The 20808-nt window shown below is 38.2% G+C and carries 16 protein-coding genes, 1 pseudogene and 1 other annotated feature; of the genes and pseudogenes, 16 read left to right on the forward strand and 1 reads right to left on the reverse strand.

Translation table 11 applies throughout. The features are described from left to right. The first annotated feature begins 51 nt into the window (after nucleotides 1-51). Nucleotides 52-492: an Hsp20/alpha crystallin family protein gene (locus tag MWH30_RS04835; RefSeq protein ID WP_248662927.1), complete on the forward strand. Its 441-nt coding sequence runs from the start codon at nucleotides 52-54 to the stop codon at nucleotides 490-492. Between the two features lie 68 nt (nucleotides 493-560). Beyond that, nucleotides 561-784 (forward strand) — a binding site (T-box leader). A gap of 55 nt (nucleotides 785-839) precedes the next feature. Next, nucleotides 840-2072: an aminotransferase-like domain-containing protein gene (locus MWH30_RS04840; RefSeq protein ID WP_248662928.1), complete on the forward strand. Its 1233-nt coding sequence runs from the start codon at nucleotides 840-842 to the stop codon at nucleotides 2070-2072. Here the strand turns inward: MWH30_RS04840 and MWH30_RS04845 are convergent. Beyond that, entirely contained in the window at nucleotides 2047-2769 is a 723-nt protein-coding gene (locus MWH30_RS04845; protein WP_248662929.1) for a CPBP family glutamic-type intramembrane protease, read from the reverse strand. The two genes, MWH30_RS04840 and MWH30_RS04845, sit on opposite strands and share 26 nt — an antisense overlap. A 453-nt stretch (nucleotides 2770-3222) precedes the next feature. On the opposite strand from MWH30_RS04845, the pseudogene MWH30_RS14030 reads away from it, so the two are divergent. The 14 genes and pseudogenes from MWH30_RS14030 to groL all read left to right on the forward strand — a co-directional run. Then, nucleotides 3223-3612: pseudogene (locus MWH30_RS14030) on the forward strand (FAD-binding oxidoreductase); the annotation flags it as partial. A 264-nt stretch (nucleotides 3613-3876) separates the two neighbouring features. Next, a complete protein-coding gene (locus MWH30_RS04850) occupies nucleotides 3877-5961 on the forward strand; it encodes an anaerobic glycerol-3-phosphate dehydrogenase subunit C (RefSeq protein WP_443670014.1) in 2085 nt (694 codons plus the stop codon). A gap of 29 nt (nucleotides 5962-5990) precedes the next feature. Then, nucleotides 5991-7649: a dihydroxy-acid dehydratase gene (gene ilvD, locus MWH30_RS04855; RefSeq protein WP_248662931.1), complete on the forward strand. Its 1659-nt coding sequence runs from the start codon at nucleotides 5991-5993 to the stop codon at nucleotides 7647-7649. Nucleotides 7650-8146: 497 nt separating this feature from the next. Further along, nucleotides 8147-9892, forward strand: a complete 1746-nt coding sequence (gene ilvB / locus MWH30_RS04860; protein ID WP_248662932.1) for a biosynthetic-type acetolactate synthase large subunit — start codon at nucleotides 8147-8149, stop codon at nucleotides 9890-9892. Beyond that, a complete protein-coding gene (gene ilvN / locus MWH30_RS04865) occupies nucleotides 9892-10371 on the forward strand; it encodes an acetolactate synthase small subunit (RefSeq protein WP_248662933.1) in 480 nt (159 codons plus the stop codon). Before ilvB ends, ilvN begins: the two co-directional genes overlap by 1 nt. An 86-nt stretch (nucleotides 10372-10457) precedes the next feature. Further along, on the forward strand, nucleotides 10458-11447 hold the full coding sequence (ilvC, locus tag MWH30_RS04870; protein ID WP_248662934.1) for a ketol-acid reductoisomerase: 990 nt from the start codon (nucleotides 10458-10460) through the stop codon (nucleotides 11445-11447). Between the two features lie 112 nt (nucleotides 11448-11559). After that, the gene (locus MWH30_RS04875; protein WP_248662935.1) at nucleotides 11560-13098 is read left to right on the forward strand and encodes a 2-isopropylmalate synthase; all 1539 of its coding nucleotides are present in this window, start codon (nucleotides 11560-11562) and stop codon (nucleotides 13096-13098) included. Between the two features lie 8 nt (nucleotides 13099-13106). Further along, nucleotides 13107-14369: a 3-isopropylmalate dehydratase large subunit gene (gene leuC, locus MWH30_RS04880; RefSeq protein WP_248662936.1), complete on the forward strand. Its 1263-nt coding sequence runs from the start codon at nucleotides 13107-13109 to the stop codon at nucleotides 14367-14369. Then, a complete protein-coding gene (leuD, locus tag MWH30_RS04885) occupies nucleotides 14370-14870 on the forward strand; it encodes a 3-isopropylmalate dehydratase small subunit (protein WP_248662937.1) in 501 nt (166 codons plus the stop codon). After that, the gene (locus MWH30_RS04890) at nucleotides 14863-15909 is read left to right on the forward strand and encodes a 3-isopropylmalate dehydrogenase (RefSeq protein WP_248662938.1); all 1047 of its coding nucleotides are present in this window, start codon (nucleotides 14863-14865) and stop codon (nucleotides 15907-15909) included. Before leuD ends, MWH30_RS04890 begins: the two co-directional genes overlap by 8 nt. Before the next feature lie 20 nt (nucleotides 15910-15929). Next, nucleotides 15930-17495, forward strand: coding sequence for a citramalate synthase (gene cimA, locus MWH30_RS04895; RefSeq protein WP_248662939.1), 1566 nt, complete (start codon nucleotides 15930-15932; stop codon nucleotides 17493-17495). 78 nt (nucleotides 17496-17573) lie between these two features. Next, the gene (locus MWH30_RS04900) at nucleotides 17574-18302 is read left to right on the forward strand and encodes a gamma-glutamyl-gamma-aminobutyrate hydrolase family protein (RefSeq protein WP_248662940.1); all 729 of its coding nucleotides are present in this window, start codon (nucleotides 17574-17576) and stop codon (nucleotides 18300-18302) included. Between the two features lie 372 nt (nucleotides 18303-18674). Then, nucleotides 18675-18965: a co-chaperone GroES gene (gene groES, locus MWH30_RS04905; protein WP_248662941.1), complete on the forward strand. Its 291-nt coding sequence runs from the start codon at nucleotides 18675-18677 to the stop codon at nucleotides 18963-18965. Between the two features lie 77 nt (nucleotides 18966-19042). After that, nucleotides 19043-20689: a chaperonin GroEL gene (gene groL / locus MWH30_RS04910; RefSeq protein WP_282706196.1), complete on the forward strand. Its 1647-nt coding sequence runs from the start codon at nucleotides 19043-19045 to the stop codon at nucleotides 20687-20689. Nucleotides 20690-20808 lie beyond the last annotated feature (119 nt).

Raw genomic sequence — 20808 nt, forward strand, 5'->3', positions numbered from 1 at the left:
AAATAATTAATAAAGTCCTATAATAAGTAGTAGGCAAGGAGGTAATTTGATGTGAAGTCTACTACTTGGAACCCCTTAAGGGAGATGAAAAAATTGCGAGAACAGATAAGTAATTTCTTAGCAGCCAAGTTGCAGAATGCAGCTACACTTGGTCGTAAGCCTTCAATTGATATCTATGAAAGCAAAGACGAAGTAGTAGTTAAATCCAATCTTCCAGGAATTGATCCTACTGAAGTAGAAATTATGGTGGGGGAAAATAATTTAGTAATTCAGGGAGAAGCTAAAGAAGAAGAGGAAGTTGAAGTAGAGGTTGAGGATGGCTATCATAGAGTAGAGAGATACCTAGGTAATTTTAGTAGATCAGTGACTTTACCGGCTAGGGTTAAGCATGAAGAAGCTACTGCTTCGGCTGAACACGGTGTATTAGAAATTAGAATGCCTAAAACCGAGGTTGAATTGGAAGATATGACCAGATTGAGAATTAAAGATTAAATATTTGTTAAAAGTCTTGACAAATTGATTGAACTTGCATATAATAAAGACACCAATAAAATTATGGACTTAACACTAAGAAAGGGTTAAGAATTGGAATTAATCAATAGAGAGAAGTTTCCCAAAGGTTGCAAGGACTTCGATTAATTCCCGTTCAGTTGCCGCCCTGGAGTGGTAGAGCTGAAATACTAGTAGGTTCTAACGTCTAAACTGCGTTAAGGTTTGAGAGTGGTTAAGGACTATCCTTAGCTACTAGAGTGGTACCGCGGGATATACAGCTCTCGTCTCTAATTTATTAGAGATGAGAGCTTTTTATATTTTACAACTAAAATTAGGAGGAGCTAACTATGTTTGAAAATCATTTTTCAGAAAATGCGTGTAATATGCAGGCTTCGGAGATTAGGGAATTTTTTGAATTGACAGAAAGACCGGAAGTTATTTCTTTTGGTGGTGGTTTTCCTAATGAAAACTGCTTACCTTGCGAAGAGGTACAGAAGTTGACTGAAGAACTGTTAGCTACAGAACAGGAAGCTATGCTTCAATATACACCGACGGAAGGACAGCAGAAGTTAAGAGAATATATAGTTAAGTTTATGGCTAATAAAGGAGTAGAAATAGATGTTGATAATGTATTAATAACTAGTGGTTCGCAACAGGGATTAGACTTAGTTAATAAGATATTCGTTGATCCAGATGATTTAATATTAACAGAATCACCTAGCTATGTAGGTGGTTTAGGAGCTATTAATAATTATCAAGGAGAAGTATTAGGAATTAAGGTTGACGAGAATGGATTAAGAACTGATTTATTGGAAAAAAAGTTGAAAAATTTAGCTGCTGAAAATAGTTTACCTAAGTTTATTTATTTAGTGGCTGACTTCAACAATCCTACCGGCCTAACTATTTCCACTGAACGCCGCAGGAAATTGGTGGAGTTAGCTGAACAGTATGAGTTCTTAATTTTAGAGGATGATCCTTATAGCGAATTAATTTATGAAGGAGAGGCTAAGCCTTTAATTAAAAGCTTTGATAAGCAAGGCTATGTAGTCTACTTAGGTTCTTTTTCTAAAATATTTGTACCAGGATTGAGAATTGGTTGGGTAGTAGCTCATAAAGAAATCATCGATAAGTTAATTTTAGCTAAACAGTCTACTGATTTGTGTACTAATGCTATTGGCCAGCGGTTAATTACTGTTTGTGGAGAAAGAGGAATTATTGATAAGCATATTATCAAACTGCGAAAGCTTTATCGTCAGAAAAGAGATAGAATTTTAGCAGCTTTGGAGAAATACTGTCCAGAAGAGGTAAGCTGGACAGAGCCTAAAGGAGGCTTTTACTGTTGGGTAAAACTACCAAAGACTATGAATTCTAGAGATCTTTTAGTAAAAGCAATTGAAAAAGATGTAGCCTTTGTCAATGGAGCAGCTTTTAGTCCTAATGGCGGAGGACAGAATGCTTTTCGAATTTCCTTTAGTCAACCTTGCTTAGCAGAGATAGATGAAGGAATCTCCAGATTAGGTGGGGTAATAACTGAGGAAATGGCTAAATTGAACTCTAAAAGCCAAAGATGTATAGTATAATTGTAGCTTGATAGATAGCTTGCCAGATTATAGCTGCTATCAAGCTGCTACTTCTTTCGTATAGATAAATAGAAATTCCGCCGACTAGGAAATGAGCCAGCAATAAATTAGGGTCGAAGTTTAGTAGAGTAATAGCGTAGTAAATAGCAGCTACTATTCCACCGAGTAAAACTCCTAGACGTTCTTTGAAAAATTGATAAATTACTACTCTATAAAATAATTCAGTGGCTAAGGCAGGAACTATAGTCAATAAAAGCAGAGTTAAAAAGTAAAAAAAACTGTTTATTAAATCTTCTAAAGAACTTACTGTGATTAAGGGTTGAAACTTTTGATTAAGGTTTAAATGTTCTTGAGGGAGGTGGATTAACAATAAAATCATAACTAACAAAGGTAGACTGACTTTAATACCTAGTTTACAGCCAGTAAAAAGGTTTTGGGAGCTTAATCCTATTTGCTTTAAAGAAAAATTTTGTTTGAAAAGCAGTGTATAAATTAAGTAAGCAATTAATAGTAATTTAATACTGATTCCTGCTAAAAAGTGAAAAAAGCTTTCCAGTTCAGGCATATTTGGAAGGTGGTAGTATTCAGTTATTGAAAGCAGTAATAGGCTGAGGTACCAGATCAGCTGTAGCTTCAATAACTCTTTTTTATTCCAATTATGCTCTTTTTTTTGGTTAGTGATTAGTTCTTTGATCATTATTTAAGGCTCCTTTAAGTTCTTTGTATTTTATTTCCATATAAAATAAATATTACCTGCAAGTATTTGGGTGGATTTATGGAAAAATAAACTTTAATATCGCTTATAAACACCCCTGGGGGTACTCAGACTTCGTTTGAACGAAACAATAGATCGATAATGCTTTTTTGAATTTGATCATTTACTATTAACTGCAATAAATTAATATAACTATATTTGTTAAGACTGTCATCTTCTATAAAGCTAATACTTGTGTAAGTAGAGTGGGTGTGTTATAATTATTTAAAAATTTAAAAAGGTTCTAAGTAAGGAGGGATTTTTTTGTCGAAATTAGAAGTAAAGGAGATTAAGCTTGAACTTGAGAAAATAATAACAGGCGAAGTTTTATTTGATGAAATAAGCAGAGTTCTTTATAGTACTGATGCTAGTATTTATCAAATCAAGCCTTTAGGAGTGGTAGTTCCTAAAGGTAAGGAAGATGTTAAGGCGGTGCTTGAGTACGCTCATCGACATCAATTAGCTGTTTTACCTCGAGGAGGCGGTTCAGGTTTAACAGGGCAGGTGTTAGGGCGAGGAATAGTATTGGATTTTACTAAGTATATGAATCAGATTAAAGATATAGATTTGGCAGAGTCTCGGGTTACGGTGGGCCCGGGAGTTACTTTAGGGGTTTTAAATCAAAAACTGGCTGAGGATAATAAGTTTTTTCCTCCGGATCCTTCTAGTGGGGATTACTGTACTATCGGGGGCATGTTAGCTAATAATGCTTCTGGAGGTCATTCGGTTAAGTATGGAAGTACTTTGGATTATGCTGTGGAACTGGAAGTAATTTTAGCTAATGGAGAAGAGGTTAACTTTAAAAACTTGAAATTAGCTAGTGCAGAGTTGGAAGAAAAATTAAATGCTGAAGGCTGGGAAGGGAAAATATATAGCCAGCTGAAGAAGCTGTTAATTGAAAATCAGGACTTAATTGCTGAACATAATCCGTCAGCACCTAAAAACTGTAGTGGTTATAGATTAGATGAAGCCTTTGATGGTGAAAATCTTAATTTAGCTAATTTAATAGTAGGCTCTGAAGGTACTTTGGCAGTTATTACCGAGGCTACCTTGAGGATTGAGGAACTACCTCAAAAGCAGGCTATTGCTTTATTGCACTTTGATGACTTAGATAAGGCAGGTCGAGCTGTAAGTGAAATTTTGGCCTTTAATCCTAGTGCTATTGAAATTATGGATGATCAGTTTTTGAAATTAGTGAGAGAGAACTATGCTGATATCGATGCTAGGTTACCGGCTGAAATAGAGACGGCTTTGTTAGTTGAAGTGGAAGGTGATAATGACTTAGAGATTAAAGAAAAGATTGCTGAATTGGAGTCTAAGATATATCATCAACTGGAATTAGCTTTTGGACTAGATGTTGCTTATGAAGAGGAAGAACAACAGCAGTTGTGGTCGATTCGCAAATCAGCGGTACCGATTTTAAATAAGTTAAAGGGCCCTAAGAGAATTGTAGGTTTTGTAGAAGATGTAGCAGTGGAACCGACTAAATTACCTGATTATATTCGCGGTTTTAAGGAGATTATGGATAAGTATCAGGTAAAAGCAATTATCTATGGACACGCGGGCCATGGTAATACTCATCCTCGTCCTTTGTTAAATTTAAAGAATAGAGCTGATATTAGAAAAATGGAAGCTATTGCAGAGGAAGTCTATGCTTTAGTAGAAGAATTAGATGGGACTATCAGTGGTGAACACGGTGATGGTTTAGTTCGGACTCAGTTTTTGGATCAAATTTACGGCCCGCTTTATGATTTATTTAAGGAAGTAAAGCAGGTTTTTGACCCCCAAAACATATTAAATCCGGGAAAAATCATTAACGAAGATTCTTCTTTAATGACTAAAAATCTGCGTTATGGTGGAGGTTATCGAACTACAAAAATAGAACCTAAACTGAATATTGATTTTGCTGATTGGCAAAGTGAAGTAGAAAAGTGTCATGGTTGTTCTAAGTGTCGTTCTTTAGTTAATAGCGATATGTGTCCCGTCTTTAAAGTGGTAGGTGATGAAAAGTTTGCTCCGAAGTCCAAAGCTAATCTTTTAAGGGCAGTTATTACTGGTGATTTAGATATTAGCTACTTGGAGTCTAAAGAGTTTAAAGAAATCTTTGATCTTTGTCTTAACTGTAAAAACTGTTATTTGGAATGTCCTTCACAAGTAGATATTCCTAAATTGGTTTTGGAAGCTAGGATTCAGTATTATGAAAGAACTGGAGAACAGCCTGTAGCTAATAAGGTATTGGGTAATAGTGAAGTAATGGGTAGGTTAGGTAGCATTACTCCTAGAATTACCAATACATTTTTAAATATCGGGCCTGCTCGACAGCTAATGGAAAGCACAATAGGTTTGGCTAGCGATAGAGAGCTACCGGAGTTTGCTAAACGTACTTTTAAGAAATGGTTCAAAAAACGGAAAACAGTTACTAGGTCTAAAAAAATAGCTTATTTTGTGGGCTGCTCTACTAACTACTATAATCCGGAAGTAGGTAAGAGTGTAGTTAAGGTGTTGGAGAAAAATGGTTATCAGGTTTTAGTGCCTAAACAAAAATGCTGTAATGTGGCTAAGCTGAGCTATGGAGATTTGGAATCGGCTCGAGAGAATATAGCTTATAATATCGATTCTTTAGCGGAGTTAGCTAAAGAAGGAATAGATATAGTAGTGGACTGTCCTAGCTGTAGTTTGAGTCTAAAAGATGAATATTTAGAGGTTATAGATAGTGCAGCAGCCGAGCTAGTGGCTGAGCATACCTATTATATTAATGAGTATCTTTTTAATTTAATGAATAAGGGTAAGTTAAATTTGAGTTTTGCTGATAATCGAAGCAATTATGCTTACCATCCTCCTTGTCATTTGAAAGCTCAAGGTTTGGAAGACTTAAGTAAGGAGCTACTGGAGTTAATTCCCGGGGTGGAAGTGGAGATTTTAGAGGCTGGTTGCTGTGGAATTGCTGGTACTTTTGGAATGAAAAGTGATAATTACCAGCTTTCTTTGCAGATTGCTGAGGGGATTTTTGAAGAATTAGCTACTTTGGAGTATGAGCAACTAGTAACTGATTGTGATGCTTGTAAGATGCAGTTAACTCAAGAAAATGAAGAACAGCTTGTGCATTCAATAGAGGTTTTAGCGGCAAGCTATTAAGAAGTAATTAATGAAGAGGAGTGTTAAAAATGAAAAGCGATAAAGTAACTAGTGGGATTGATAAGGCTCCCCATCGTTCTTTGTTTAAGGCTATGGGATATACCGATGAAGAGATTAATAGACCTTTAATAGGGATTGCTAATGCTAAAAATGAAGTGATTCCGGGACATTTTCACTTAGATGGTGTTGCTGAGGCTGTTAAAAGTGGAGTCAGAATGGCCGGCGGTACGCCGATTGAGTTTGGAGCTATTGGAGTCTGTGATGGAATAGCTATGGGCCATGAGGGAATGCATTATTCTTTAGCTAGTCGAGAAGTAATTGCTGATTCAGTGGAAATTATGGTGCGGGCCCATTCTTTGGATGCTTTAGTCTTAATTCCTAACTGCGATAAGATAGTACCGGGAATGTTGATGGCGTCTGCTAGGTTGAATATACCGGCTATTGTAGTTAGTGGCGGCCCGATGTTAGCTGGTCAGCATCGCGGAGAGAAGATAGATTTAAAAACAGTCTTTGAAAGTGTAGCTGCTGTTAAAGCAGGTAAACTATCCTCAGCAGAGTTAACTGAAGTTGAAGATAGTGCTTGCCCCGGCTGTGGTTCTTGTTCGGGAATGTTTACTGCTAATTCTATGAACTGCTTAACGGAGGTTTTAGGCTTAGGCTTACCTGGTAACGGAACTATTCCGGCAGTAGATGCTAGAAGAAGACGTTTAGCTAAGAAGGCCGGCCAACAGATAATGAAGCTTTGGGAAGAGGATATTAAGCCTTTAGATATTTTAACTGAAGAAACTTTTCGGAATGCTTTAAAGGTGGATATGGCTTTAGGCTGTTCTACTAATACTGCTTTGCATCTGCCGGCTATTGCTTATGAAGCTGGGATAGAGTTAGATATAGAGATAATTAATGAAATTAAAGAGCAGGTACCTCACCTGTGTAGTTTAAGTCCAGCCGGAGAATACCATATTGAGGATTTAGATCGAGCGGGAGGTATTCCGGCAGTGATGAAGGTTTTAAGTCAGGAAGGAATATTAGCGGAGGAGCTGCTTACCGTTACTACTCAGTCGGTGGCTGATAATTTAGCAGGAGTGGAAGTCTTGGATGAGCAGGTGATTAGAGACTTCGATACTGCCTATCATGCTACTGGTGGTTTAGCAGCTTTAAAGGGCAACTTGGCTCCCGCGGGAGCTGTGGTTAAGCAGTCAGCAGTAGCGGAGGAGATGCTGGTTCATTCGGGCCCGGCTAGGGTTTTTGATTCCGAAGAAGCAGCAGTAGCTGCTATCCATGAGGGAAAGATTAAGTCTGGGGATGTAGTAGTAATTCGTTATGAAGGTCCTAAAGGTGGTCCAGGAATGCGAGAAATGTTAACTCCTACTTCGGCTGTAGCTGGAGCTGGACTGGATAAAGAGGTGGCCTTAATTACCGATGGACGTTTTTCGGGAGCTACTAGAGGAGCTGCTATCGGCCATGTTTCTCCTGAGGCTATGCAAGGGGGAGCAATTGCTGTAGTTGAAGAGGGCGATATAATTGAAATAGATATTCCGCAGGGAGAATTGAATGTAAAATTAAGTGCTGAGGAGTTAGAAACACGTTTGGAAAAATGGACAGCACCAGAGCCTAAAATTAAGACTGGCTATTTATCTCGTTATGCTAAGCTGGTTAGCTCGGCTAGTAAAGGAGCAATCTTTGCCTAAAAAGTAAGCGAAAAGTGCTTGACAAAAAAAATAAAGTTTGGTATACTACTCTCTAACTAAATAATTATATAGCTTTAAAGATGGTGATGGGAACTAAAATAATTAATTTGACTACAGAGACTCGGGGTAGCTGAAAACCGAGGTCAAAATTAATTATTTTTCTCCTCCCTGAATCGCTGACTGAAAGTATAACTTTTCAAATTCTTGACAAAAATAACTCTATCATTTATACTACTTTTTGGAGCTGCAAATTGAAATGGTCTCAAGAATTTTGAGTTCGAGTAGGTTGTGCCGGGTGCAGCATCCGTTATCAATGCTGAGGTATAAAACATACTTTGATATGTAAGTACCTATAAGACTGTTATTGTAAGGTAGCAGTGAAGCAGGGTGGTACCACGTGAGGAAATTAAGACCTCTCGTCCCGGCTAATGTAGATTAGTCAGGATGAGGGGTTTTTTAGGTTTAAAAGAATATTTAAAAGGGGTGAGCAAGAGGGGATGAAGATTACAGGTGCAGAAATATTTGTAAAGTCGTTATTGGAGGAAGACGTTGACAAAATATTTGGATATCCAGGCGGAGCTGTAATTCCAATTTACGATGTGCTTTATGATGAGCAGAATATAGAACATATCTTAACTAGACACGAACAGGGAGCAGTTCATGCTGCTGATGGTTATGCGCGTAGTACTGGTAAGCCGGGAGTCTGTATTGCTACTTCAGGTCCGGGAGCTACTAATTTAGTTACTGGCTTGGCTACTGCTTATATGGACTCTATTCCGATAGTTGCTATTACCGGACAGGTTCCTACTAATATGCTAGGAACTGATGCTTTTCAGGAAGCTGATACTACTGGGATTACTTTACCTATTACTAAGCATAACTATTTAGTTCAAGATGTAGAAGACTTAGCCAGAATAATCAAGGAGGCTTTTCATATTGCTACTACTGGTAGGCCGGGCCCGGTGTTGATCGATTTACCTAAGGATATACAGATAGAAGAAGCTGAGTTTGATTATCCAGATAAAGTAGACTTGCCAGGTTATAAACCACATTACTCAGGTCATTATAAACAGATTGAATTAGCTACTCAAAAGATAGAGGAAGCTGAAAAGCCGGTTATTTATGCTGGCGGAGGAGTAATTGCTAGTGGAGCTGCTGAAGAGTTAAGAGAATTGGCTTATAAAGCTCAAATTCCGGTAACTACCAGTTTAATGGGGCTAGGATCTTTTCCTGAAAGCGATGAATTATCTTTAGGAATGCCCGGAATGCACGGTACCGAATATGCTAATTATGCGTTGTCAGAGGCTGATCTGTTGATTGCTATTGGAACTAGGTTTGACGACCGAGTTACCGGTAAACTGGATACTTTTGTTCCAGAAGCTGAGATAGTTCATATTGATATCGATCCAGCTGAGGTTTCTAAAAGAGTAGTGGTAGATGTGCCTATAGTTGGTGATGTTAAGCAGGTATTAAGTAAGTTAAACCCGATGGTTGAAGATATGGTTGATCAAAAAAGACATGATGACTGGATGGATAAAATAAGAACTTGGAAGCAAGAGTCAGTGCTTAATCAGGATTTTCCTGAAGGTATTTTAACTCCAGGAGAGGTAATTAGTCAGATTTGTGAGTTAACTAACGGTGAAGCGCTGATTACTACTGAGGTAGGTCAGAATCAGATGTGGGCTGCTCAGTACTATCAATATAGCAAACCAAGAAGCTTCATGTCTTCTGGTGGTTTAGGAACTATGGGTTATGGATTTCCGGCTGCTTTAGGAGTGCAAGCTGGGAATCTTGAGGAGACAGTTTTTTGCATAGCAGGTGATGGTAGCTTTCAGATGAATTTACAGGAATTAGCTACTGCTGTTAGCTGTGAATTACCGGTTAATATAGCTATTTTAAATAACCATTACTTAGGTATGGTTAGGCAGTGGCAAGGTTTATTTTATGAAAAACGTTATTCTGCTACTTGTTTAAGAAAGCGAAAAAGCTGCCCCGATGATTGCTGTGAACCTGGTGAAGACTGTCCAGAGATGACTCCTGATTTTGTTAAGTTAGCTGAATCTTTTGGAGCTTTAGGAATTAGAGTTACTAAACCTGAAGAAATAAAACCGGCTTTAGAAAAGGCTATTGCTAGTCCTAAGCCAGTGGTATTGGACTTTATTATTGTAGAAGAAGAGAATGTCTTTCCTATGGTGCCGGCCGGTGGAGCTATTGATAATATGATATTAGGAGAGGATAACTAATGAGGCATACAGTTTCGATTTTAGTAGCCAACAGATCGGGAGTTTTGGTTAGAGTTGCTAGTCTGTTTAGTCGCAGAGGCTATAATATAGAGAGTCTTTCGGTAGGCACTACTGATGATCCAGATGTTTCTCGAATTACAGTGGTGGTTGAAGGCGATGAAGGTATTGTAGAGCAGGTCACTAAACAGTTAAATAAATTAGTAGATATCTATAAGGTAAGTAATATTAGCGATGACCCTTCTATAGATAGAAATTTAGCCTTGATTAAAGTAAAGGCTAGCTTAAATAATAGATCTGAAATTATGCAGATCGTGGATGTCTTCAGAGGTAAGGTGGTAGATGTAGCTTCTGAATCATTGGTAATTGAAATTACTGGTGATGAAGAGAAGATAAGTGCTATTGAGGAGTTACTGAGGCCTTTTGGAATTTTAGAGATGGTGAGAACAGGAAAGATAGCTATGGTGAGAGGGGATAAGTAGGTTAAACTTAACATAGATTAAGTATATAAGTTGTAAAATATTTTATACTTTAAATATAAGACTAAAATAATAAGGAGTTGGTGTAAATGAAAATGTATTACGATCAAGATGCTGATTTAAAGTACTTAGAAGGAAAAAAGATTGCAGTAATTGGCTATGGTAGCCAAGGCCATGCTCAGGCCCAAAACTTAAGAGATTCTGGTTTAGATGTAATTGTAGGTCAGAGAAAGGGTGGTTCCAGTTATGAGCAGGCACTAGAGGATGGATTTGAACCTGTAAGTGCAGCTGAAGCAGCTGAAAAAGCTGATGTAGTTCAGATTTTATTACCTGATGAAGTGCAGAGAAAAATTTATTATAATGATATAGAGCCTAATTTGGAAGCAGGCAATGCATTGGTCTTTTCGCATGGATTTAATATTCATTACGATCAGATAGTACCTCCGGAAGATGTTGATGTTTACATGGTTGCTCCTAAGAGTCCAGGTCATTTAGTAAGAAGAGTCTATACTGAAGGAGCTGGAGTGCCGAGTTTGATTGCAATTTATCAGGATGCTAGTGGTCAGGCTAAGGACTTAGCTTTAGCTCATGCTAAAGGAGTCGGTGGTACTAGAGCTGGAGTTATTGAGACTACCTTTAAGGAAGAGACGGAAACGGATCTCTTTGGTGAGCAAGCAGTACTTTGTGGAGGAGCGACAGAGTTAGTTAGAGCTGGTTTTGATACCTTAGTTGAAGCTGGTTATAAGCCGGAAATAGCTTATTTTGAATGTCTTCACGAGTTGAAGTTGATCGTTGATTTAATGTATGAAGGTGGAATTGCTACTATGCGGGACTCTATTTCCGATACTGCGGAGTATGGAGATTTAATTGCTGGTCCTAAGGTGATTAACGAGGAGTCACGTCAGGCGATGCAGGAGTTATTGGAAAATATACAGAATGGAGAGTTTGCTAAACGCTGGTTATTAGAAAATCAAGCTGGTCGTCCATCTTATTTGAAGAGAAAAGAGATCGATGCTGAGCACCAAATAGAACAGGTAGGTCAAAAATTAAGAGATATGATGGATTGGATTGAAGACTAAGTAGCTATGAGTTGTGAGCCAAGAGTTATGAGCTAAAAGACTTTAAAAACTCTAGGCTCATAGCTCACGACTCAATACTCATAGCTAGATCAGGATTGGAGGGAGTACCAAGATGGGTGAAATTAGAGTGTTTGACACTACATTGAGAGATGGAGAGCAGTCTCCTGGTGTCAGTTTAAACTTTGAGGAAAAATTGGAGATTGCCCATCAGTTAGCTAGGCTGAATGTTGATATTATAGAGGCCGGTTTTCCTATAGCTTCCACGGGTGATTTTGAAGCGGTTAAAGCTATTGCTCAGGAGGTAGAAGGGCCAGTGATTGCTGCTTTAGCCCGAGCTACTGAGCGAGATATTGAACGAGCTTGGGAGGCTTTGCAGTTTGCTGAACAGCCGCGGATTCATACATTTATAGCTACTTCTAATATTCATTTGGAATATAAGCTAAATAAGACCCAAGATGAAGTTTTGGAATCGGCAGTAAAAGCCGTAGAGTTGGCTAAAAGTTATACTGACGATGTGGAGTTTTCGGCCGAAGATTCCTTTAGGAGTGATAAGGACTTTTTGTGTCGAGTAGTGGAGGCTGTAATTGAAGCAGGAGCTACCACAGTTAATATTCCTGATACAGTAGGTTATGCTACGCCTCAGGAGTATGGAGCACTGATTAAGTATATCAAAGATAATGTGCCTAATATCGAAGAGGCTATAATTAGTGTTCACTGTCATAATGATTTAGGATTAGCTGTGGCTAACTCTTTAGCAGCTATGGAGAATGGGGCCCAACAGATTGAATGTACCATTAATGGAATTGGAGAGCGAGCTGGAAATACTGCTCTTGAAGAGGTGGTAATGGCCCTTAATACTCGTCAGGACTACTATACTAAGTTAACTGATATTAATTTAAAGGAGATCTATAAGACTAGTAAGCTGGTTAGTTCTATGACTGGAATGTCAGTGCAGGCTAATAAGGCTATTGTCGGTGAAAATGCATTTGCTCATGAATCAGGTATCCATCAAGATGGAGTGATTAAGGAAAGAACTACCTATGAGATTATGGAAGCTGAGACTATTGGTTTAAGTGAAAATAAGATAGTCTTAGGTAAACATTCCGGTCGTCATGCTTTTAAAGATAGATTAATGGAGCTAGGTTATGAATTAGATGATGATAATCTTAATCAACTCTTTAAGCGTTTTAAAGACTTAGCTGATCGTAAAAAAACATTTACTGATCGAGACTTAGAAGCATTGGTAGAGGATGAGATTAATACTATTCCCCAGGCTTATGAACTAGTTAATGTGCAGGTTATTAGCGGGGATCGGGCCCTACCTACAGCTACACTTAGATTAGAGACTGAAGAGGGAGTAGTGACTGAGTCAGCTTACTGTGAAGGTGGTCCTATCGATGCGGTATATGTAACTATTGATCAAATTACCGGTTTTAACTGTGAATTAGATGATTACGCTATAGATGCTATTACTAGTGGTAAGGATGCTTTGGGTGAAGTAACGATTAAGTTAAAGTACCGAGATAGATTATTTATTGGGCGAGGTGTTAGTGTAGATATTATTGAGGCTAGTGCTAAAGCCTATCTCAATGCTGTAAATAAGATAGTATACGAAAATGGAGACTTGATTGCAGATCAAAAGGAGGTTTAATTATAATTATGGGAATGACTATAGCAGAAAAAATATTAGCTGCTCATACCGAAAAAGATGAGGTTAAAGCAGGAGAATTAATTAATGCTCAATTGGATATTGTATTAGGTAATGATGTGACTACTCCGGTGGCTATTAAGGAGTTTAATAAGATTGGCCTGACTGAGGTGTTTGATAAAGAAAAGGTAGTTATTGTTCCGGATCACTTTACTCCTAATAAGGATATAAATTCGGCTAATCAGGCTAAGTTTATTCGCGAGTTTGCGGAAGCGCAGGAGTTAGTTAACTACTTTGAAATAGGTAAGATGGGAATTGAACACTGTTTATTACCAGAGCAAGGTCTGGTTTTACCCGGTGATGTAATTATTGGAGCTGATTCGCATACATGTACCTATGGTGCTTTAGGAGCATTTGCTACTGGAGTCGGGAGTACCGATATGGCTGCTGGAATGGCTACTGGTGAAGCTTGGTTTAAGGTGCCGGAGAGTATTAAGTTTATTTATCAAGGTGAGCTCAATCCGTGGGTTAGCGGTAAGGACTTAATCTTATATACTATCGGTGATATTGGAGTTGACGGAGCTTTATATAAGGCTATGGAGTTTACCGGTGAGGTAATTGAGAACTTATCTATGGATCAGCGCTTTACTATGTCCAACATGGCTATTGAAGCTGGCGGTAAGTGTGGTTTAATTGCTCCTGATCAGACTACTATTGATTATGTAGAGGAGCGAGCAGAACGAGACTATACTCTTTACGAGAGCGATGCAGATGCTGAGTATGAAGAGGTAATAGAGTATGATGTAAGTGAGATTGAGCCTCAGGTAGCCTTTCCTCATTTGCCCGAAAATACTAAGGGAATTAGTGAAGTCGGTGAGGTAGAGATCGACCAGGCTGTAATTGGTTCTTGTACTAATGGGCGAATTGAAGATTTAAGGATAGCTGCTGAAGTGCTGGAAGGTAAGCAGGTGGCTGATAATTTGAGGTTAATTATTTTACCTGGAACTCAGGAAATTTCTAAGCAAGCTATGCGAGAAGGACTTTTTGAGATCTTTATTGATGCTGGAGCTGCAGTTAGTACTCCTACCTGCGGGCCCTGCTTAGGCGGTCATATGGGTATCTTAGCTAAGGGAGAAAGAGCTATTGCTACTACTAATCGTAACTTCGTAGGTCGGATGGGAGACCCCGAAAGTGAAGTCTATCTTTCTAATCCAGCAGTAGCAGCTGCTTCGGCTATTAAAGGTAAAATCGTTAGTCCTGAGGAGGTAATATAGATGGAAATTAAAGGCCAAGCTTGGAAATACGGTGATGATATAGATACAGATGTAATTATTCCCGCTAGATATTTAAATACTTCTGATCCAGCTGAATTAGCTAAGTACTGTTTGAAGGATTTGGATGAGGACTTTGTAACTAAGATGAACGAAGGAGACCTAATAGTAGCAGCTAAGAACTTTGGCTGTGGTAGTTCTAGAGAACATGCTCCTTTAGCTATTAAAGCAGCTGGAGTCTCTTGCGTAATTGCTAAGTCTTTTGCTCGTATCTTTTATCGAAATGCAATTAATATTGGACTACCTATTTTAGAGTCTGTAGAGGCTGCTGAAAAGATCGAGGAAGGCGATGAAATAGAGGTAGATATTGATTCAGGAGAGATTAATAATTTAAGTAAAGATGAAGTATATCAAGCAGAACCATTTCCGGAGTTTATGCAGGAATTGATCACAGCCGGAGGACTAATTAATTATGTAAGCAGAAAGGTGGATAGTAATGAATAAGATAGCAGTTATTCCAGGTGATGGAATTGGCCCGGAAGTAATTGAAGAAGGAGTTAAGGTTTTAGAGGCTTTAGCTAGTAGTTCAGAGCTTGACTTTAGTTTTGAATACTTCAATTTAGGAGCCGATCACTATTTAGAAACAGGAGAATTAGTAACTGAAGAAGTAAAGTCTGAACTAGCCGAGTTTGATGCTATTTATTTAGGTGCTGTAGGCGATCCGAGAGTAGAGCCAGGAATTTTAGAAAAAGGTATTTTGTTGGATTTACGTTTTTCCTTCGATCAATACGTTAACCTCCGACCTATTAAGTTATTGGCAGAAGAGTTTACTCCTTTGAAGGATAAAGGTGCTAAAGATATTGATTTTGTAGTAGTGCGGGAAAACACTGAAGGTCTTTATTCTGGAGCTGGAGGAGTATTGAAGAAGAATACTCCCGATGAGGTAGCTACTCAAGAGATGATTAATACTCGTAAAGGTGTAGAAAGGGTAATTAGATATGCCTTTGAATATGTAGAACAAAAAGAGGATGCTCAGAAATTAACGATTTGCGATAAGCGGAATGTATTAACCCATGCGCATGGATTATGGCAGCGAGCTTTTGATCAAATAGCTGAAGAATATCCGGATGTAGAGGCTGACCATATGTTAGTAGATGCTATGACTATGAAAATGGTGCGTAATCCTGAAGATTTCGAGGTAGTGGTTACCTGTAATATGTTTGGGGATATTATTACTGATTTAGGAGCTGAATTACAAGGTGGAATGGGTTTAGCGGTTTCGGGTAACATTAATCCAGAAGGAGTTTCTATGTTTGAGCCGGTGCATGGCTCTGCTCCTGATATTGCCGGACAGAATATAGCTAATCCCTTGGCAGCAATTTTAGCAGCGGAGATGATGGTAGAAGTATTAGGTTATGATGAGGAAGCAGCCAAGATAGATGCTGCTATCAAAAAGTCTTTAGCTGAAAATCAGACTACAGCCGATATGGGGGGAGAACTTTCAACTACTGAGGTTGGTGATTATATCAGTAGTTTACTTTAAAATATTGGAAGGTGATAATGATGGTTGAGTTGTATGACACCACTTTGCGCGACGGAACACAAAGAGAGGGAGTTTCTTATTCAACTGAGGATAAGTTAAAAATAACTAAAAAGTTAGATGAATTGGGTATTGATTATATCGAAGGTGGCTGGCCTGGTTCTAACCCTAAAGATATTGAGTACTTTCAAAGGGTGCAGGAGCTTAGCTTGGAAAATGCTAAGGTAACAGCCTTTGGTAGTACCCGTAGAGCAGGAATTGAGGCTAAGGATGATGCTAATCTAGAGGCTATTGTTTCTTCTGGAGTAGAGATAGCTACTATTTTCGGTAAGAGTTGGGATTTGCATGTAACTGATGCTTTAGAGACTACTCTAGAAGAGAACTTGGCTATGATTGAAGATACAGTTAGCTATCTTAAAAGTCAGGGCCTGAGAGTCTTTTATGATGCAGAGCACTTCTTTGATGCTTATGCTGCTAATCCTAATTATGCTTTAGAGACTGTGCAGGCAGCAGTAAAAGGTGGAGCTGAAATAGTGATCCTTTGTGATACTAACGGAGGAACTCTGCCTTTGCAGCTTAAGGAGATAATTGAAGAGGTCAAGGATCAGATTGAAGCTCCTTTAGGCATTCATGCTCATAATGATTCTGAGGTAGCGGTTGCTAATTCTTTATTGAGCCTTGATAGTGGAGTTACTCAGGTGCAGGGAACTATTAATGGTTATGGAGAGCGCTGTGGAAATGCTAACTTGAGTTCTATAATCCCTAATTTAAAGTTAAAAAGAGGAATTGACTGTGTTAGTGATAAACAGCTAAGCAAATTAACCGAAGTCTCTAGATATATCAGCGAGGTGGCTAACTTGAGCCCACCTAGTCATATGGCCTATGTAGGCGATAGTGCCTTTGCTCATAAGGGAGGGATTCACGTTAGCGCTTTGATGCGCAACCCGGAGACTTATGAGCATTTAAAGCCGGAGTTAGTAGGAAATCAGCGTAGAGTTTTAGTTTCTGAGCTATCTGGAAAAAGTAATTTAATTTATAAGATAGAAGAGTTAGGAATTGATCTTGAAGAAGGTAGCCAAGATTTAAATAAACTTCTAGATAAGCTAAAGGAGTTAGAGCATCAAGGTTATCAGTTTGAAGGAGCTGAAGCTTCTTTTGAGATTTTGACTCATAAGGCTGTAGGAGACTATGAACCGCTCTTTCATTTAGAAGGCTGTAGAATCTTTACTGAAAAAACTGAAGGGCTAACTCCTACTTCTGAAGCAACAATGAAGGTTAATGTTAACGGTCAGATAGTGCATACTGCTGCTCAAGGCGAGGGCCCGGTTAATGCTTTGGACTGTGCCTTAAGAAAGGCGCTAAGAGAGTTTTATCCAGAGTTAGAAGAAATTCAGTTAATCGACTATAAGGTAAGGGTTTTAAATGGCGGTAAGGTAGGCACAGCTGCTAAAGTAAGAGTATTAATTGAGTCTGGAGATGGTCAAAATACTTGGGGAACAGTAGGTGTTTCCACTAATATAATAGAAGCTAGTTGGCAGGCTTTGGTAGATAGTATAGAGTACGGGATTAAGCTAAAGCAAAATAACTAAGCTATAAATTTTGCAATATTATTTAAAAGCATATTCCAAATTGGAGTATGCTTTCTTTATTGATGTTTATTTAAAGGAGTGAGAAAAATAAATAAACCAGTTATCGGTATCACTACTTTCTGCAAAAAAGAAACTCATAAGAGCTATGATAAGGTTAGCTGTAGCTATATTAAAGCAATTTCAGAATCGGGGGGATTACCTCTGCTTATTCCTTTAATTGATAATCTTCAAGATGCAAAGAACTATATTGACTTAATAGATGCTTTAGTACTCAGCGGTGGTAAAGATATCTTCCCGTTATTTTATGGAGAAAAACCGATTGACTTGCTGACTAAAGCTAATCCTCGTCGTGATAAATGGGAACTTGAGTTATTTAATAGGGCTTATGAGTTGGATTTACCTATTTTGGGTATTTGTAGAGGGATGCAGTTAATTAATGTAGCTTTAGGTGGGACTTTATACCAGGATATAGCCTATCAATATAATAATGATTTAATTCATTTGGCCCAGGATAAGGACTTAGACTATGTGTACCATAAGGTTAATATTGCTGAGAATACTATTTTAGCTAGTATTTTGTGCTCTAATCACTTAAGTGTTAATTCTTATCATCATCAGGCGATTAAAGACCTTGCTCCAGGACTTAAAATTAGTGCTGTTTCCGAAGAAGGTGCAGTTATAGAGGCGATAGAAGATGTAGATAAAGAATTTATAATTGGAGTTCAGTGGCATCCAGAGGATTTAATTGAGTTACATCCTTGTTTTAATGAACTGTTTGGGGCTTTGGTTGAGCGGGCCCGATATTAATACTCAAAACCAGTAAATACAAGTTTGAAATAAAATTTTAATATCCTGCTAAGTAATGGAAAGTAGATCCGAAATATATAAAAGGGTCTGCTTTTTTTATATTTCGGATCAATAAAGTATAGGTAATAAATAATTAGTTGAGGAGATAAAAGAGGCAAGATTGAAAAAATAAGCAAATTAACTAATTAAATGAGAATAGTAGAGTAATATTAATTTAATATGGAATAATAGATAATAATTAGCATAGATCACCTTAAATCGGATTTGATTTTAAGGGAGGTCTTGTGTATCATAATAATGGAATGATTAGCACTCACTCTTGATGAGTGCTAATAATAAAAATTTAAAATAAATGAAGGAGGTATTTTAATAATGAATATTAAACCGTTAGGTGATCGGGTAGTTATTAAAGATATTGAAGCACAAGAAGAAACTACTGATAGCGGAATTGTATTACCAGATTCTGCACAAGAAAAGCCTCAAGAAGGGGAAGTAGTAGCCGTTGGTGCTGGTAAGAAGTTGGACAGTGGTGAACGAATGGATGTGGAAGTAAGTGAAGGAGATAGAGTAGTTTATGGAAAGTATGCTGGAACTGAAATAGAAGTAGATGGTGAAGAGTACTTAGTAGTTAGCGAAAAAGATATTTTAGCTATTATAGAGTAAGTTTAGCATTTTTGACTTAGTATTTAAGTAGAACATAGTTAATTTGATGAATAAAATATCAAGGAGGTCTGTATATAATGGCAAAGAAATTAAAGTTTGATGAAGAGGCAAGAAGAGCTTTGGAAGATGGAGTTAATGCTCTAGCTAAAGCTGTTAAAGTTACTTTGGGCCCTAAAGGTCGTAATGTTGTTTTAGAGCAAGGATTCGGTTCTCCCCAGATTACTAATGATGGAGTTAGTATTGCTAAGGAGATCGACTTAAAGGATCCATTTGAAGACTTAGGTGCTCAGACGGTAAAGGAAGTAGCTACTAAGACTAACGATGTAGCCGGTGATGGAACTACTACTGCTACGGTATTAGCTGAAGCTATCATTAAAGAAGGAATGAAGAATGTTGCTGCTGGTGCTAATCCAATGGGTTTAAAGCGAGGGATTGAGAAAGCAGTAGCTAAGGCAGTAGAAGAGGTGCGCGGTATCAGTAAGCCTATTCAGGATAAGGAGTCTATTGCTCAGGTTGCTTCTATCTCTGCTGATGATGAAGAGATAGGTCAGTATATTGCTGATGCTATGGAAAAGGTAGGTCAAGATGGAGTTATTTCTGTTGAAGACTCTCGAGAAATGGATATGAGCTTAGAGACTGTAGAAGGAATGCAGTTTGATAGAGGTTATTTATCTCCTTATATGGTAACTGATACTGAGGATATGAAGTCTGAATTAGACGATCCTTATATTCTATTAACTGACCAAAAGATTACTAATATTCAAGATATCCTGCCGCTGCTAGAAAAGGTAGCTCAGCAAGGTAAAAAGCTATTAATTATAGCTGAAGATGTAGAAGGAGAAGCGCTAGCTACTCTAGTTGTAAATAAGATCAGAGGTACTTTTGAGTGTGTAGCAGTGAAGGCACCTGGATTTGGAGATCGTCGTAAAGCTATGTTGGAAGATCTAGCAATCTTAACTGGTGGTCAAGTAATTAGTGAAGAGAAGGGACTACAGTTAGAGAGTACTACTTTGGATATGTTAGGTCAAGCAAAGAATATTACTATTACTAAGGACGATACTACTATTGTTGATGGAGCCGGCGATCAGAAAAATATTGAACAGCGAGTAGCCCAGATTCGTCGCCAGATTGAAAATACAAGCTCTGATTTTGATAGAGATAAGTTAGAAGAAAGACTAGCTAAGCTAGCTGGTGGAGTGGCAGTAATTAAGGTTGGTGCTGCTACAGAGACTGAGCTGAAAGAAAAGAAAGAAAGAATTGAAGATGCTTTATCTGCTACTCGAGCTGCAGTAGAAGAAGGTATTGTAGCTGGTGGTGGTAGAATTCTAATCGATATTCTACCTGGATTAGAAGATCTAGACTTAGAAGGTGATGAAGCGACAGGAGCAGATATTATCCGTGAAGCTCTACAAGTTCCTTTAAGGTGGATTTCTCAAAATGCTGGATATGAAGGTTCAGTGATTGTGGAGAGAGCTAAAGAGAAGGAAGCAGGTATTGGTTTTGATGCTGCTAATGGTGAGTTTGTGGATATGATCGAAGCAGGGATTGTAGATCCGGCCAAGGTAACTCGTTCTGCTATTCAGAATGCTGCTAGTGCTGCGGCGATGTTACTAACTACGGAAGCTTTAGTGGTTGAAGATGCAGATGAAGATGATGGCGGCGCTCCTGGTGGCGGAATGCCCGGCGGTGGCGGAATGCCCGGTGGAATGCCAGGAATGATGTAAGTTAATTTAACATAGATTATTGTTTTAAAGAGGTCTTTGGGGATATCCCCAAAGACCTCTTTATTAATTTAATATACCGAAGGTATTTTAAATTCAATAACTCTATGATATAATGCTTT

This window comes from Fuchsiella alkaliacetigena (genome assembly GCF_023227765.1).
In the GTDB taxonomy this organism is placed as follows: domain Bacteria; phylum Bacillota; class Halanaerobiia; order Halobacteroidales; family Acetohalobiaceae; genus Fuchsiella; species Fuchsiella alkaliacetigena.